The organism is Dietzia sp. 179-F 9C3 NHS (assembly GCF_045369825.1).
Taxonomy (GTDB): domain Bacteria; phylum Actinomycetota; class Actinomycetes; order Mycobacteriales; family Mycobacteriaceae; genus Dietzia.
In genome coordinates this window covers 57,931-73,017 of sequence record NZ_JBIQES010000011.1, presented here as the reverse complement: position 1 = coordinate 73,017, position 15,087 = coordinate 57,931, and the positions used below count along the sequence as shown (strand labels likewise).

At 75.3% G+C, this 15,087-nt stretch carries 13 protein-coding genes; 5 read left to right on the top strand and 8 right to left on the bottom strand.

Annotation, left to right across the window (positions count from 1 at the left end; all coding sequences use genetic code 11):
• Positions 1 to 176: 176 nt before the first annotated feature.
• Positions 177 to 1,424: an MFS transporter gene (locus ACH0BZ_RS13430; protein ID WP_406899033.1), complete on the bottom strand. Its 1,248-nt coding sequence runs from the start codon at positions 1,422 to 1,424 to the stop codon at positions 177 to 179.
• Between the two features lie 36 nt (positions 1,425 to 1,460).
• Positions 1,461 to 2,099 carry a YqgE/AlgH family protein gene (locus ACH0BZ_RS13425; RefSeq protein ID WP_406899031.1) on the bottom strand — a complete coding sequence of 213 codons (639 nt, stop codon included), beginning with the start codon at positions 2,097 to 2,099 and terminating at the stop codon, positions 1,461 to 1,463.
• A 76-nt stretch (positions 2,100 to 2,175) separates the two neighbouring features.
• Between ACH0BZ_RS13425 and ACH0BZ_RS13420 the strand changes: the two genes are divergently transcribed.
• Positions 2,176 to 3,624, top strand: a complete 1,449-nt coding sequence (locus ACH0BZ_RS13420) for an MFS transporter (protein ID WP_406899030.1) — start codon at positions 2,176 to 2,178, stop codon at positions 3,622 to 3,624.
• Here the strand turns inward: ACH0BZ_RS13420 and ACH0BZ_RS13415 are convergent.
• The 6 genes from ACH0BZ_RS13415 to ACH0BZ_RS13390 all read right to left on the bottom strand — a co-directional run bounded on the left by ACH0BZ_RS13415 (position 3,520) and on the right by ACH0BZ_RS13390 (position 8,312).
• Positions 3,520 to 4,476 carry a hypothetical protein gene (locus ACH0BZ_RS13415; RefSeq protein ID WP_406899028.1) on the bottom strand — a complete coding sequence of 319 codons (957 nt, stop codon included), beginning with the start codon at positions 4,474 to 4,476 and terminating at the stop codon, positions 3,520 to 3,522. The two genes, ACH0BZ_RS13420 and ACH0BZ_RS13415, sit on opposite strands and share 105 nt — an antisense overlap.
• Before the next feature lie 127 nt (positions 4,477 to 4,603).
• Positions 4,604 to 4,855, bottom strand: coding sequence for a YdeI/OmpD-associated family protein (locus ACH0BZ_RS13410; protein WP_406899025.1), 252 nt, complete (start codon positions 4,853 to 4,855; stop codon positions 4,604 to 4,606).
• The gene (locus ACH0BZ_RS13405) at positions 4,852 to 6,195 is read right to left on the bottom strand and encodes a glycosyltransferase 87 family protein (RefSeq protein ID WP_406899023.1); all 1,344 of its coding nucleotides are present in this window, start codon (positions 6,193 to 6,195) and stop codon (positions 4,852 to 4,854) included. The genes ACH0BZ_RS13410 and ACH0BZ_RS13405 overlap by 4 nt, the downstream gene beginning before the upstream one ends.
• On the bottom strand, positions 6,195 to 7,709 hold the full coding sequence (locus ACH0BZ_RS13400) for a CCA tRNA nucleotidyltransferase (RefSeq protein WP_406899039.1): 1,515 nt from the start codon (positions 7,707 to 7,709) through the stop codon (positions 6,195 to 6,197). Before ACH0BZ_RS13400 ends, ACH0BZ_RS13405 begins: the two co-directional genes overlap by 1 nt.
• Positions 7,710 to 7,792: 83 nt before the next feature.
• On the bottom strand, positions 7,793 to 8,119 hold the full coding sequence (locus ACH0BZ_RS13395) for a putative quinol monooxygenase (protein WP_406899021.1): 327 nt from the start codon (positions 8,117 to 8,119) through the stop codon (positions 7,793 to 7,795).
• Positions 8,120 to 8,189: 70 nt separating this feature from the next.
• Positions 8,190 to 8,312 carry a hypothetical protein gene (locus ACH0BZ_RS13390; protein WP_406899019.1) on the bottom strand — a complete coding sequence of 41 codons (123 nt, stop codon included), beginning with the start codon at positions 8,310 to 8,312 and terminating at the stop codon, positions 8,190 to 8,192.
• Between the two features lie 37 nt (positions 8,313 to 8,349).
• Here ACH0BZ_RS13390 and ACH0BZ_RS13385 point away from each other — a divergent pair, with 37 nt between their 5' ends.
• From ACH0BZ_RS13385 to murJ, 4 genes are all read left to right on the top strand, one after another.
• Positions 8,350 to 9,417, top strand: coding sequence for an alpha/beta hydrolase (locus ACH0BZ_RS13385; protein ID WP_406899018.1), 1,068 nt, complete (start codon positions 8,350 to 8,352; stop codon positions 9,415 to 9,417).
• A gap of 70 nt (positions 9,418 to 9,487) precedes the next feature.
• Positions 9,488 to 10,726, top strand: a complete 1,239-nt coding sequence (locus ACH0BZ_RS13380) for an NUDIX hydrolase (RefSeq protein ID WP_406899016.1) — start codon at positions 9,488 to 9,490, stop codon at positions 10,724 to 10,726.
• Entirely contained in the window at positions 10,726 to 13,245 is a 2,520-nt protein-coding gene (locus ACH0BZ_RS13375; protein ID WP_406899038.1) for a hypothetical protein, read from the top strand. Before ACH0BZ_RS13380 ends, ACH0BZ_RS13375 begins: the two co-directional genes overlap by 1 nt.
• On the top strand, positions 13,242 to 15,080 hold the full coding sequence (murJ, locus tag ACH0BZ_RS13370; protein WP_406899014.1) for a murein biosynthesis integral membrane protein MurJ: 1,839 nt from the start codon (positions 13,242 to 13,244) through the stop codon (positions 15,078 to 15,080). Before ACH0BZ_RS13375 ends, murJ begins: the two co-directional genes overlap by 4 nt.
• Positions 15,081 to 15,087 lie beyond the last annotated feature (7 nt).

Sequence of the window (15,087 nt, the reverse complement as noted above, 5' to 3'; positions counted from 1 at the left end):
ATCCCACCGGTGACGCCCGGGCCCGCCGCTCACACGACCGCCAACCCCAATAGCGCCTTGTTCAGCAGTCTCCTAGGCCACCGCGCCACCCCTGACCCGCCCCCCTGACCGCCCGCCCCTACGAAATCGGCGACCCGATCGCAGTGTCGGCGACCCCTGTGAGGGCCGCCGACCCATCAGTGGAGTCGCCGATATCGGAAGGGCTCAGCGGCGGCGCGGGGGAGCGGCACGACCGGCACCGCGCAGGCCGCGACCATCGCCGCCGCGGCGAAGACCGGCCAGTAGCCCACGCGCTCGATCCCGGCGGCCATGAGCGGGGTGGCGGCGGAGATCGCGACGAACTGCGCAGTGTTCTGCACGCCCAGCGCGCGGCCGGCCCAGTCCGCGCCGGCGTGCTCGGCGACGGCGGTAAAGGCCAGGCCGTTGTCCGTCACCGAGAGCACGGTGGCCGCCACGGCGAGCGTCACGGCCACCGCACCCGGCACCCCCAGGGCCTCGGCCACCGCGAGGGCCGCGAGGCCGGCCGACACCGCGACGGCCACCCCGCGCATCGGCCGCATCCGCGATCCCACGCGGTCGGAGACGGCCCCGGCGGCGATCCGGGCCGCAGCACCGAGCACTTGGCTCGCCGTGACCACCGCGCCCGCCGAGACCGTCGACCATCCGTGCCCGAGCACCAGCCAGGCCAGCAGGAACGACTGCATGAGCGCCTGCGGCAGCACGAGCAGCACCGACGCACCGTGGATGCGCTGCAGGTAGCCGGACTCCCGGTAGGGATTGGCGCGGCGGGTGGCGGCCGGCGCCCCGGCTGCGGGGCGTCCGGGGCCGGCCGGGCGGGGAGGGTCGGTGACGACGACGAGGGCCGCGATCGCCGACACCGCCGTCATCGCCAGGGGAACCGCCAGCGCGGCCCGCAGGCTGTGCGTCTCGGCGAGCGCCGGCATCGTCAGGGCCGCCACCGCGAGGCCCGCCGGCTGCGACATCTGCCGCACGCCCATGGCCAGCCCGCGGCGGTGGGCGGGGAACGAGCCCACGACCAGTCGCCCGCTGGCGGAGTTGCCCGAGGCGGTGGCGGCACCCGCGACGAGGAACGCCGCGGCCAGGACCGGGAACGACGAGCTCACCACGGCCGCCGTCAGCGCGGCCGCTGCGAGCGCCGATCCGCTGGTCAGGACCAGTTTCTCGCCGGTGCGGTCCACGAGCCAGCCCCAGGCGACCAGGGTGAGCGCCATGCCCACCGACGGCAGCGCGACGAGTACCCCGGCCCTGGTGAGCGAGAAGCCCTCGGTGGAGTGCAGGTGGGGGAGCAGAAAGGCGACGCCCACGACGAACGCCGACCCGGAGGCCGCGACGAACGTGGCCACGGCCAGCACGAGCCAGTGCCGGGCCGTGACCGGCTGCGCGTCCTTGTGACCGGTCTCCACCGGGCCGAGGATACGGCCGCTTCGGGCGCGTGCCGATCAGTTCACGTCGCCGTCGTTGACGAACGTCGCGTACAGCGGCAGCGGCATCTCCTGGCGGCGCAGGACGGCGCCCCACACGTCCACCCGCGCGGGCGCGAGCAGGTCGCTGGGCAGGCTGGGCGCCACGTACCAGTCGCCACGGTCGAGCTCACCCTGGAGCTGGCCGGGGGCCCAGCCGGTGTAGCCCACGAAGACGCGCATGCCCTCGACCCGCTCGGCGAGATCGGCGGGGTCGGAGTCGAGGTCCACGACGTGCACCCGGCCGTCGATCCGCTGTAGGCAGCCGAGGTCCTCGCCGTCGACACCCGCCTTGAGCACCGCCAGCGCGATGCCCGTGTCGGGCTTGACGGGCCCGCCGATGTGGAAGTCGGCCGCCGGGGCGCACAGGGGCGCCCAGGCGGGGAGGATCTCGGAGACCGGGGTCTGGCTGCGGCGGGAGATCACCACACCGAGGGAACCGGAGTGGTCGTGCTCGATCATGTAGACGATCGCGCGCCGGAAGTTGGGGTCCGGCATGTCCGGCGCCGCGAGGAGGAGCGAGCCCGCGACCGGGTCGCGCTTGTCCATCGCGTGGTAGAGGCGGTCCCCGAAGAGGCCGCCGCCACCCAGGTCGTCACCTTCACCGAGACCGCCCATACGCACCATGATGCCTCCGCGGCGGCCTCACCACACCCGGCCGCTCCCGGGCGGCGGCTCTCGCTACGGTGACGGGGTGACCCCGTCGCCCGCGCCCGCCTCCCGGCGCCAGCGCCTCTCCGCAGCTCTCCGCGAGTCCGACGGGCTCGGTCGCCTGTCCACCGCCCGGCTGTCGGCCCTCCTCAGCGAGGGCATCCACCAGGCGGCGCTCGGCGGGGTGGTGTTGTTCAGCCCGGAGTCGGCCACGACGCCCGCCGCCATCGCCGGCGGCTTCGCGGTGATGCTGGTGCCGTACTCGGTGGTCGGGCCCTTCGCGGCCGCGGCGCTCGACCGGTGGGACCGCCGGGTGGTGGTGGCGGTGGCCGCGCTCATCCGCACGCTGGCGATCGTCGCGACGATCGCGCTCGTGGCCGCGGGCGCCGTGCACAGCAGTGCCGGCCTGGCCACACTGTTCGCGCTGTCCCTCGTTGCGATCGGGCTCGGCCGCCTCATCAACACGGGGATGACCGCCGCCATGCCCAAGGTGGTTCCCGACCGGATCCTCGCCGCGACCAACTCGGTCCTGGTGACGGTGGGGTCCGTGATCACGGCCGTCGGGGCGGTGGCCGCCTTCGCCGTCCTCGCCGTGCTCGGCGCGGGCGACGCGGCGGTGTCGTGGACGCTCGTCCCCGCGGCGCTCACCGCGGTGCTGGGTGTGTGGACGATCCTCGCACTGCCGCCGGGGCACCTCGGGCCGGACCGCGAGGAGCTCGTCGCCGGGCCCGGGGACGGCCCGGCCCCGCCGGGCGTCGCCGTGGAGGCCGCCCGGCTCTTCGCGGGCGGACTCGCCGTGGGCGTGCGGGGTGCCCGGTCGACCCCGCTGGTGTGGGTCGCGCTGACCGGGGTGGGCGTGGGCCGGATGGCGTTCGGCATCACCACGATGCTCGCGATCCTCCTGCTCCGCGAGGCCGAGTCCGAGGCGGCCGGCGGGCCCGTGGTGGCCGGGATGGGCGGATTCGGCCTGCTCACGGCCGCGGTCGCCGCCGGGATGGGCCTGGCGGCGGTGGTGGCCCCCTGCGCGATCGCGCGCGCCCCCCGGATCCTCACCGTGGCCGCCGGTGCCGCGCTGGCCGCGGTCGCCCAGCTCGTGGTGGGGCCGACCCTGGACCCCGCCGCGCTCATCGCCGGGGCGCTGTTCATCGGCCTGGGAGCGCAGATCGTCAAGCTCGTGGCCGACAACGCCATGCAGACCGACGTCCCCGACGCCCGCCGGGGCGGCGTGTTCGCCCTGCAGGACGCCCTGTTCAACACCGCGTTCGTCGTGGGCATGGTCGCGGTGTTGCCGGTCGTTCCCGACGATGGGCGGTCCGCGCCGCTCATGGTGGTGCCGGCCGTGCTCTACGGCACCTCCGCGGTGCTCGCCGTGGTGGTGCGGTCGCGATCAGGAACCGGCGGCGACCGAGCCGCCGCCCACGGAGCCCACGCCGACAGAACCGCCGCCGACCGAGCCGGCACCGACGGACCCGGCGGACCCGGCGGCCGCTGAGCCTGCCGCCGCCGAACCCGCCGCAGCCGAGCCGGCACCGACCGCGCCCGCGTCGAGCGAGCCCGCCGGCAGCGATCCGTCGAGGTGGCCGTCGCCGTCGGCGTCCACCAGCGAGAGCAGGCCGCTACCGGTGTCGACCGTGAGGGACCCGTCGGCCTCGACGACCGGGGGAGCGGGCTCCGGCTCGGTCCCGCCCTGCACCGGCCCGGACGTGGCCGCCGGGGGCGCGGGCGGCGGAACCGGGGAGGGTTCGGTGGGCGCAGGCTCGGCCGCGGGCGGCGCGGGCCAGCGGGCCGAACCCGGATCGAGCGCGCCGAGCTCGGGGAAGCCGGACTCGAGCGACCCCCCGCTGAGCGCGCCGGCCGCCTCTGTGAGGAGCGCACCCCAGTCCGGCAGCGGGCCCGCCCCGACCACGCCGGCCAGCGAACCGGCTCCCACCGACCCGGCACCGACCGAACCAGCCCCCACCGACCCGGCACCGACCGAACCGCCGCCCACCGATCCAACCGAGCCGACCGACCCCGCCCCCACGGAACCGGCGGCCGCGGACCCGGTGCCCACCGAGCCCGTGCCGACCGAGCCCGCGTCGAGCACCCCCGCGCCGCCGGCCCACGAGCCCCACACGCCGCGCGCGTCGGCATCGGCGTAGACCTGCTGCTGCTCGGTACCCACATCCAGCACCACCCGGTCGGCCACGCCGTCGAGGTCCGAGTCCCACATCGCGTCGTCCGGGAGCCCGTCGCCGTCGAAGTCGATCCACAGCGCGTCCGGGCCCGCGGCCCCCAGCGTGAGGTCGGGGGTGCCCTGCCACTGCGCCGGCTCAGCGACGCCGTCTCCGAAGAAGTAGTCCATGCCCCCGATGCTGTCGCGGCGCCGCCCGCGCCGACAGCCCCGCGGGGCGATCTGTGGACAGCGACGCCGGATTCCACAGATCCGGCCGCGGCCTTGACACCCGGGTCACGGCCGGCCCCGGCCGGCGTCAGTCGTCCCGGCCCGCGCGCCTCCGCGACGGCGGGTGCGACATGCCCATGTACACGCCGCCCACGCGCAACTCGTCGAGCATCTGCCCGGTCCGCCGGCTACGGGTCTCCTCGGTACGGGCGCGCGCGATCCACCCCAGGTAGTCGTTGCGCTGATAGGCGGGCCGGGCGGCGTAGGCGTCGGTCAGCCCGGCGTCGGCGAGCGCACCGCGGACGTCCTCCGGCATGGGGTTGCGGGGGCGGGGCCTCATCGGGCCTCCTCCCGGGCGCGGGTCCCCGACCGGGCGAACAGCGCGGGCCGTGCGGGGTCGCCGCCGATGTCGGGTGCGCCGAGCCGGGCGGCCCGTAGCCCCATGACGACGAGGAAGAGCAGTCCCCACAGCAGGTAGGCGTTGCCCACGAGGTGCTCGATCGGGCCCCACCCGAGTTCGCGCTGGTCCCGGTGGGGGACCCACCACTGGGGAGTCCCGAGGAAGATCACCACGCCGCTGTAGGCCAACAGGAGCCAGCCGCGCTCGTCGTCACCGACCCCGGCCGCGGCGCCCCCGGCACCGGAGCCGGCGCCGGCCGTCCGGCGCCGCTCCGCCGCGCGCGACGCCCAGACCAGCACGAGGACGACCGACGGCACCGCCCACACCCAGTGGTGGCCCCACGAGACGGGCGAGCAGAACAGCGAGATGTAGCCCACCGTGACCACGGCCGCGACCTCGTGCCCGCCGCGCAGCAGCCGCCACGCCACCCACACGATGCCCAGGCCGATCACGCACGACACCACGAACCACGCGACGGACGCCGTGGTGCCCTCGAGGCCGAACCGGTACACGACGCCGTTGACGGACTGGTTGGAGGTGAAGGCCAGTCCGCCGATGCGCGCGGGGTCGCGGATCGCGAAGGTCCAGAAGCGGGCCGAGTCGTCGGCGGCGAGCAGGTGCCCGATCCCGGTGAAGGCCAGCGCCGCGGCGACGGCCGTGGCCAGGCCCCGCCAGTCCCGGCGCAGGACGAAGTACACGAGGAAGACCGCCGGCGTGAGCTTGACGGCCATGGCCAGACCGGTGAGGATCCCGCCCCACCACCGGCCCCGTCCGCGGATGAGGTCCACCATGACGAGCGCCATGAGGAACACGTTGATCTGCCCGAACCCGATGGTCTCCCGCACCGGCCCGAACCACAGCGCCACCGCGAGCACCGCGACGGTGACCCACCACAGGTCGCGGTCGGGGCGCTGCACGGTGCGGGCCAGCACGAGGTGGACGACGTAGGCCACCACGGCGATCGTGGCCAGCGTGACGATCGCCGACGCGACGGCCAGCGGCACCAGCGTGAATACCGAGAACAGCTGCGCCGAGAGCGGGGGATAGGTGAAGGGCAGGTGGCTACCGTCGGCGAGCTGCGGGAGTTCGCCGTAGATCTCGCCGCCGTCGCGGAACACCTGGCCGCCGGTCCGATACACGTCCAGGTCGATGCGGTACGGCGGGATCCGCTGCAGCCCGGGGGCGCCCACGGTGTGGACCAGGGTGCCCACCAGCGTAAGGAGGGCGGCGACGACCCGGGCGGGCGTCGACGCGAGGTATCGGTCCACCAGTGTGCCCATCACGCCTCCTCCCCGCTCGCCCGGTTCCGCTCGGCCCACCAGCGGAGCAGCTCCGACTCGGCCTCGTCCCGGTCCAGCGGACCGCGGTCCAGGCGCAGCTCCTTGAGGTACGCCCACGCGCGCCCCACGTCCGGGCCGGGTTTGAGGTCCAGCAGCCGCATGATCTCGTTGCCGTCGAGGTCCGGGCGGACCCGCGCGAGGTCCTCCTTGGCCTCGATCTCGGCGATCCGCTGCTCGAGCGAGTCGTAGTTGGCCTGCAGGCGCGCGGCCCGACGCTTGTTGCGGGTGGTGCAGTCCGCACGGACCAGCCGGTGCAGGCGGGGGAGGAGGTCCCCGGCGTCGGCGACGTACCGCCGCACCGCCGAGTCCGTCCACTGCCCGTCGCCGTAGCCGTGGAAGCGCAGGTGGAGAAACACCAGGCCGGAGACGTCCTCGACCATCTGCCGCGAGTACTTGAGCGCGCGCATCCGCTTGCGCGTCATCTTGGCGCCCACCACCTCATGGTGGTGGAAGGTCACCCCGCCGCCCGGCTTGGCGGCGCGGGTCGCGGGCTTGCCGATGTCGTGGAGCAGAGCCGCCCACCGCAGGACCAGGTCCGGGCCCTCGGGCTCGAGGTCGATGGCCTGCTTGAGGACGGTGAGGGAGTGCCAGTACACGTCCTTGTGCTGCATGTGCTCGTCGCGTTCGAGCTTCATGCCGGGTACCTCGGGCAGCACGTGGTCGGCGAGCCCGGTCTCGCAGAGCATGTTGATCCCGTCGATCGGATACTCGCCGAGGATGGTCTTGTCCAGCTCCACCCGGATCCGTTCCGGCGTGATCCGCTCGATCTGGGCCGCCATCTCCGTCATCGCCCGGAACACCCGGGGTGCGAGCGAGAAGCCGAGCTGGGAGACGAACCGGCAGGCGCGGAGCATGCGCAGCGGATCGTCGGAGAAGGACTGTTCGGGAGCCGCGGGCGTGTCGAGCACCCCCGCGAGCAGCGCGTCCATGCCGCCCAACGGGTCGCAGAACTCGTGCCGGCCGTCGGGGTGCAGGCGCACCGCCATGGCGTTGACGGTGAAATCGCGGCGGACGAGGTCGCCCTCGAGCGTGTCGCCGTAGACCACGTCGGGGTTCCGGGAGACGCCGTCGTAGCTGTCCGCCCGGTAGGTGGTGATCTCGATCTGCTGCTCGATCCCGGCGGCGTCGTGCTTGACGGCGGAGACCGTGCCGAAGTCGATCCCGGTGTCCCACACCGTGTCCGCGTACTCCTCGAGGATCCGCTGGACCACGTCGGGGCGGGCGTCGGTGGTGAAGTCCAGGTCGGTGCCCAGCCGCCCGAGCACCGCGTCGCGCACACTGCCGCCCGCCAGGTAGAGCTCGTGGCCGGCCTCCGCGAACGCCTCCGCGAGGGGCGACACGACGTCCGCGAGCTCGTTGAGCGTGCTCTGCGCCCCGGCCAGGAGCCGGAGGCGGCGCTCCTCGACCTGGGCGGCGTCGGACGGGTCCGGTCTGGCGCCCGGGCCGTCCTGCAGCCCCGAGAAGACCGCCGCGTCGTGGCGATCCGACGACGCGCGCGGGGAGGGGTCGGTATGCCGGGCGCTCACAGCGTCAGACCTTACCGACTCGGTCCGACCGCCTTGGACCACAGCGGGTCGACCGCCTCCACCTCCGGCACCCCCTTGAGGAGCCGCCGCGCGGCCTCGAGGTAGGCCAGGTACGCCGGGTTGGCGAGAAACGCCTGGGCGGCCGCGGCGTCCCGGTACTGCTGGTACACCACCAGGACGTCCGGATCCGCGTGCGAGGCGCACATCAGATAGGCCTCGTGACCGTCGTGCGCCTCGATCGCCGCCGGCATGTGCTCGTCCCACACCCGGATGAGCGCCGCGCGCTTCCCCCGGCGGGCACGGTGCCGGAGGAACAGGGCGTGGGACGTCTCGCTCACGCGGTCGACCCTATCTGTTCGACCATGTTCGACCCTCCGTCGCGGCATCGGTGTCACGCACGATGTCCGCTCACACGAACGGATCGACCACCCTCAGCCCCACCACAGTCTCGAAATCGGCGGTGTTCCTCGTGGCCAGAATCGCCCCCGAGGCCAGGCAGCACCCGGCGACCTGGGCGTCGGCGAGACTCATCGGCCGTCCGACGCCTGACGCGGGTTAGGGTGGCGGCGTGATCCGCCGTCTCGCCGTCACCCGCCACGCCGCGACGCGCCTGACCGTCCCCGCCCTCGCCGCGCTCACCGGCGGGGTCCTCGTCGGTGCCGCGCTCGCCGTCCCGCCCGCGGCGTCCGCTGTCGACACCTCCACAGCCATGGGGTTCACCACCGCCCCCCGGCCCACGGCGCCGCCACCGGCCGACACCTCCCGCCCGCAGGTGCTACGCGTCCAGCCGGTGGCGGGACGCAAGGTGCTCGCCGACGTGTGGTCGCCCGCCATGCAGAAGGCGGTGCCCACGTTCGTCCTGCTCCCGGCGGACCCGCGCCCGGCGCCGTTGCTGCTCCTGCTCAACGGGGTGGGCGGAGGAGAGGACCACGTCGGCTGGGCCTACCACACTGACTACCAGCGGTTCTTTGCCGACAAACACGTCCTCGTGGCCAGCCCCGAGGGTGGCCGGTTCAGTTTGTACACGGACTGGCACCAGCCCGACCCGGTCCTCGGCGTCAACCGCTGGCATACCTTCCTCGACCACGAACTCCCGGCGGCGCTCGCCGGCTCGTGGGCGCTCGACGGCACCCGCGGCGTCATCGGCGTCTCCATGTCCGGCGGCCCGGCGCTCACGCTCGCGGCGCGCGGCCACCACCACTACGCGGCCGCGGCCTCCCTGTCCGGGATGCCGGAGGTGTCCACCCCGTTCGGCCGGCTGGCGATGACGGCGATGGTGGCCCGCGGCGGCGGGAACATCGGCAACGCGTGGGGCGGCCCGGACGACCCGGCCTGGGTCGTCAACGACCCGTCGTGGAACGTCGAGCGGCTCCGCGGCACCGCCTTGTACCTGGCCTCGGCGCCCGGCAACCCCGGGCCCAACGACGGCCCCGCGATCGGGTCCGGCACCTATGCCGTCGGTGCGCCCACCGAGATCGCCTCGGACGCGGGCACCCGCCACATGGCCGGCGCGCTGCGGGCCGCGGGAGTGCCCTTCACCTACGACCGCTACGACAACGGTGCCCACACGTTCGGCCTGTTCGAGCGCGAACTCCGGGACTCCTGGCGGGTCGTGGGACCAGCCCTGGGCGCCTGAGTTCCGGTCGCCGCACGGGCGGCGCGCCGACGATTCCGAGACCCACCGGCCCGGCCGGTAGCATCGATGGGTGTCCGTAGCCGAACGCCCCGACGAACCGCGCCGCAACGCGCCGCGTCGTCGGCGCTCGCGTCGGCCCGCCGGGCCCGGCACCGGCGGCCACGACACCGCAGGTCACAGCACCGATCGTCACACGGGTCACGGCTCGGGACCCGGCGCGGCCGGCGGCACCCCGGGCGGCTCGGGCGGCGGGTCGACGCAGCGCGGCGACGGTCAGCGCGGGCAGCAGCGTGGCGGCGAGCAGCAGGGGCAGGCTCGGCAGGGCCGCCGGCGCCGCCGCGGTGGACGCGGGCGCCGCGGCAACCGGGGGCACGCCTCCGGCGCCGACGCCCAGCGCCAGCACACCGATGCCCGCGGCGCCGGCCAGGCGACCCGGACGGTGCGCTCCGACGACGGCACCACCGGCACCACGGCCCGCACCTCGTCCGGCGCGTCCGGCAAGGGCGCCAAGCCCGGTCCCGCCTCCATTGCGAAGCCCGGCCAGGGCAAGCACGGCGCCGGTAAGCCGGGCGCGGGCAAGGCCGGGACCTCGTCGTCGTCCGGCGGCCGGCCAGGGCGCGGCGGCCGCGGGGGTCGCGGGGGCCGGGGTGGCGGCCGCCATCCGCGGGCAGGTCAGCGGCTGCGCACCGTCCTCGAGACCTCCGCCGGCGGCCTCGTCGTGCGCGGCCTGGTGACGGCGGCCACGGCGGGCGACGAGCCGGACCTCTCGCGGCTGGAGGTGGCGCTGATCGGCCGTCTCGACCGCCGGGGGCGCATGCTCTGGTCCATGCCCAAGGGACACATCGAGCCGGGGGAGACGCTCGCGGAGACCGCCCGACGAGAGGTGCTCGAGGAGACGGGCATCGATGGCACGGTCCTGGCCCCGCTCGGGGTGATCGACTACTGGTTCGTCGCCGAGGGGCGCCGCATCCACAAGACGGTCCACCACCACCTCATCCGGTACGACCACGGCGACCTCTGCGACGAGGACCCCGAGATCACCGAGGTCGCGTGGGTGGCGTTCGACGACCTGCCCACCCGGCTCGCCTACCCGGACGAGCGCCGGCTCGTCGAGTCCGCACGCTCCCTGCTCCCGGACCTCGCCCGCGACGAGCACGCTGGCCGCACCCCCGCGCCGCTGCCCGCCCAGACCGTCGACCCCTCCCGCCGGGCGCAGCGGCCCCGGGACCGGGACGACGGCGCCGCGCCCGGCACTGGGGACACCGGCGGGGCGACGGGCACCGGGGCGACGGGGGAGTCCCGGTCGTGATGCGACGGCCGTGGACGGGCCCGGCCCGCGGGGCCGTCCGCCCGGCCGCCTCGCTGCTGCTGTGCGCCATGATCGCCACGGCCCCGCTCCTCGGCGTAGGGCCGGCCCGCGGGGTCACGCCCGAGGAGGCGGCCGCGGCCGGCTACATCCCCAACCCGGCCCCCGCGCTGGCCCGCATCGCGATCGACGACGTGACCCCCAACGCCCTCGACGGCAGCGAGGTCGGCGGCACTGAGGCCGGCGTCCCCACCGTCACCGTGTCGGGCACCGTCCGCAACGTGAGCGCGCAGCACCTGGAGTCGGTCGACGTGCGGCTGCAGCGCGGCCCCCGGGTGGCCGGGGCGGACACGGTCCGCGAGCCGCTCGTGTGGTCCGAGCCCTCGTTCCCGGTCCACGGCACGTTCGAGCGCGTGGGGGACGGGCTCGCGCCGGGCGAGGTGCTCCCCTTCCGCGTCACCCTCCCGGCGCGCGACGTCCCCGGGCGACCGGGTCCGCACCTGGCACTCACCGAGCCCGGGGTCTACCCGCTGCTCGTCAACGTCAACGGCACCCCGGAGGGCGGCTCGCCCGCCCGCCTGGACGACGCGCGCACACTCCTGCCCGTCATCGACACCCCGACCGGGCCGGAACCGGCCGCGCCGGACCCCGCGGACCCGGAGGCGGACCCGGGACCCGATCCGGACTCCGCACCCGAGGACGCGCCGCCGCTCACCCTCCTCTGGCCGCTCTCGGCGCCGCCCACCCGGATCGCCCACGTCCCCGGTGCGGACGGCACGGACCCGGTGATCGCGCTGACCGACGACTCGCTGCTGCGCGACCTCGGTCCAGAGGGCCGCCTCACCGGGCTCGTCCGGGCCGCAGAGCGCGCCTTCGACGGCCCCGCGGGCAACGCGCTGCGGCGCGCGACGTGCCTGGCCGTGGACCCGGACCTGCTCGACACCGTCGCCGACATCGCCGACGGCCGGAGCGTCGTCATCGACCGGGGCCCGGGCCCGGCGCCCACCGGGACCGGCCGCGGCGCCGGGCGCACGGAGGACGAGAGCACGGCCGCGGACTCCGAGGCGGCCTCCCGTGACGCCTCCCGCTGGCTCGACCAGCTCCGCGCCCTGGCCGAGGGCGGCTGCGTGGTGACGCTGCCGGCCGCGCAGGCCGACCTCGACGCCGTGGCCTCGGTCGGCGACGCCCGCCTGGCGGGGGCCGCCCTCGACCGGCCCGGGACGGTCCGGCGGGTGCTCGAGGTGGCGCCGGTGCCCGACCTCGTCGTCCCCGCCTCCGGCACCCTGGCCCCCGGCAGCCCCGAGGCGCTCGGCCTGGACCGCGCCACCGCGCTCGTGGCGGCGCCCGCGGTGCGGACCGACACCGGCGACGTCCCCGACGGCGGGCTGCTCGACCTCGCCGGGACCCCCGACACACGCGCCCTGACCTACCCGGCCACGCTGGGCAGCGCCCTCGCCGCGACCGGCCTCGCCCCGGAGAACCCCCGCTATTCCGACCCGGACACCCGCTACTGGCTCGAGGCGGACTCCCCGGCGGCCCGGCTGCAGGACGCGCGGGCGGCGCTGCTGGCCCCGGTCGTCGACGTGGCGGCGGGAACGCGGCCCCCCGCCGGGGACGACCCCGGTGTCCTCGCCGTGCCGCCCGCCGTGTGGACGGTGGACGAGTCGTCCGCGGCCTCGCTCCTCGACACCCTCGCCGCGCAGCTCGACGCGGGGCGGATGCGGGCTCAGCCGCTCACCGAGCGGCTCGCCGGGCCCGCCACGGGCCCGGCCGGAACCCTCGCCGACCACCCGACCGCCGCGTTCGACCCCGGCGAGGTCGACCCGACCGGCGCCACCGCCGAGCGGCTCCGCGGGTCCCTCCGTGGGATCGCCACGCTGGGCTCGCTCGTCGACACCACCGACCCGCGGTCCGAGGTGGCCGGCGACTTCCTGGACCCCATGGTCGGCGACGCGCTCCGCGCCCTGTCGGTGACGGGAAGGCGCGCCGGCGGCGACGGCATCGAGCCCGCGACCGGGACCGGCGTCGAGGCCACGGCCCAGGCCGAGGCGCGGGTGGAGCGCCTCTCCCGAACCGTGACCTCCGCCCTCGGACAGGTGGACCTGCTCCCGCCCGGCAGCGTGTTCACCATGGCCAGCCCCAACAGCCCGCTGCTGCTCGTGGCCCGCAACGGCCTGCCCTTCCCGGTGCGTGTCGCCGTGGAGGTGACCGCGCCGCCGGACTTCCACCTCGACCCCGTGGGCGTGGTGCAGATCCCCGCCGCCGGCTCGCGCACCCTCCAGGTGCCCACGCAATCCGACGCCGAGGGTGGCGACCGCCACACCGTGACCTTCACTCTCCACGGGCCCGACGGGCGGCCGTTGTCTGATCCGGTCGAACTCTCCGTGCAGACCGGCGGCTACCCGGTCGCGCAGGTCTTCGCGCTGTCCGCCGCGGCGCTCGCCCTCGTCCTCGGGCTCCGCCGGTACCTGCGCTACCGTCGGGGCACTCCCGACCCCGCGGACGAAGGGCACCGACCGTGAACGACGCGCTGCGCTCGCCCGACCCCGGTATGCGCGGACGCCGGCGCGAGGCCGGCAGCAGCGTGGTCCCGCGACCCGTGGCGCCGCCGCCGGTCGCCGACTCCTACGCCCCGGACGCCCCGCCCCCGGGGCCGGCCCCCGGCGCCGTTCCCGGTGCGGGTTCCGGCGGTGCGCCCGGCGCGACCCCCGGCGGCGGCACGGGGCGCGCCAACCGCGACTCCTCCGACGCCTCGCTCATGCGGTCCACCGGCTCCATGGCGGTGGCCAACCTCGCGAGCCGCGTGACCGGCTTCGTCCGGATGATCCTCATCCTGGCCGTCCTCGGCCCCGCGGTGGCGTCGGCGTTCAACACCGCCAACACGCTGCCCAATATGATCACCGAGCTCGTCCTGGGCTCGGTGCTCACCGCCATGTTCATCCCGCTGCTCGCACGCTCCGCCCAGGAGGACGCCGACGGCGGGGTGATGTTCGTCCGACGACTGCTCACGCTGGCGGCGACGGTGGCGTTCGGGGCCACGGTGGTCGCGGTGGCGTGCGCCCCCCTGCTCACCCAGCTCAACCTGGGTGACGGCGAGGTCAACACCGACCTGGCCACGGCTTTCGCCTTCCTGCTCCTTCCCCAGATCTTCTTCTACGGCGTCTTCTCCGTCCTGCTCGCGGTCCTCAACTACAACGGAGTCTTCGCTCCCGGCGCGTGGGCTCCGGTGTGGAACAACCTCGTCGCGATCGCCACCCTCGTGCTGTTCGCGGTGGTCGGCAGCGGGCTCGACCCGGCCGCCCCGGTCAACATCCTGAGCCCCGCGATCCTCCTGCTGGGCCTGGGCACGACCGCCGGCGTGGTGGTGCAGGCGCTCGTGCTGGTGCCGTCGCTGCGCCGGGTGGGTGTGGACCTGCGCCCGCTCTGGGGGATCGACCCGCGCCTCAGGCAGTTCGGCGGCAGCGCGATCGCCGGGTTCGTCTACGTGCTCATCTCCCAGGTGGGCCTGGTCATGACCAATCGGATCGGCGCGGCCGCCGACGAGGCCGCCATCGCGATCTACCAGACACACTGGCTGCTGCTGCAGGTCCCGTACGGGATCATCGGCGTCACCCTGCTCACCGCGATCAATCCGCGGCTGGCGGACAACGGGGTGGCGGGCCGCAACGACGCGGTGGTGCGCGACATCTCCCTGGGTACCCGCCTGTCGATGTTCGGGCTCCTGCCGATCATCGCGTTCATGACCGCGTTCGGCCCCACCATCGCCACGGCGCTCTTCCGCTACGGCAACTTCGACGCCGACCGCGCGCACATCCTCGGCCTCACCCTGTCCTTCGGCGCCTTCACGCTCGTGCCGTACGCGATCGTCCTGCTCCAACAGCGCGTGTTCTACGCGCGCGAGGACTACTGGACGCCCACGGCGATGATCCTCGCGGTGACCGCCGTCCGCGTGGTCCTCTCGCTGCTCGTGCCCGCGGTCACGGACGAGCGCTCGCACGTCGTGATCGGGCTGGCGCTGGCCAACGGGATGGGCTGGATCGTGGGCGCCGTGGCGGGCTACGTCCTGCTGCGCCGGGCGCTCGGACCGCTGCGGGGCCGCGAGACCGCGCGCTCGGCGGCGTGGACGCTCGGGGCGTCCGCCGTCGGGGCGCTCGTCGCGCTCGCCGTGGACGCGATCCTGCCGTGGCACCTCGTCACCGACGCCCTCGGCAGCCCCGGCTTCGTCCTGCGGACGGCGGTCGCCGGGGTGATCGCCCTCGCGGTGACCGGCCTGGTCCTGTGGCGCTCCCGGCTGCCCGAGCTCGAGTCCGTCACCCCCATGCTCAGGGGCCTGGCGGGGCGGCTGAGGCGTTGGTGAGGCTTGC

Coding starts and splice junctions, on each gene's coding strand:
- ACH0BZ_RS13390 (WP_406899019.1), bottom strand. CDS start 8,312: ATGAGTCTCGCCGACGCCCAGGTCGCCGGGTGCTGCCTGGCCTCGGGG.
- ACH0BZ_RS13405 (WP_406899023.1), bottom strand. CDS start 6,195: ATGGGCACACTGGTGGACCGATACCTCGCGTCGACGCCCGCCCGGGTC.
- ACH0BZ_RS13425 (WP_406899031.1), bottom strand. CDS start 2,099: ATGGGCGGTCTCGGTGAAGGTGACGACCTGGGTGGCGGCGGCCTCTTC.
- ACH0BZ_RS13410 (WP_406899025.1), bottom strand. CDS start 4,855: ATGAGGCCCCGCCCCCGCAACCCCATGCCGGAGGACGTCCGCGGTGCG.
- ACH0BZ_RS13375 (WP_406899038.1), top strand. CDS start 10,726: ATGCGACGGCCGTGGACGGGCCCGGCCCGCGGGGCCGTCCGCCCGGCC.
- ACH0BZ_RS13415 (WP_406899028.1), bottom strand. CDS start 4,476: ATGGACTACTTCTTCGGAGACGGCGTCGCTGAGCCGGCGCAGTGGCAG.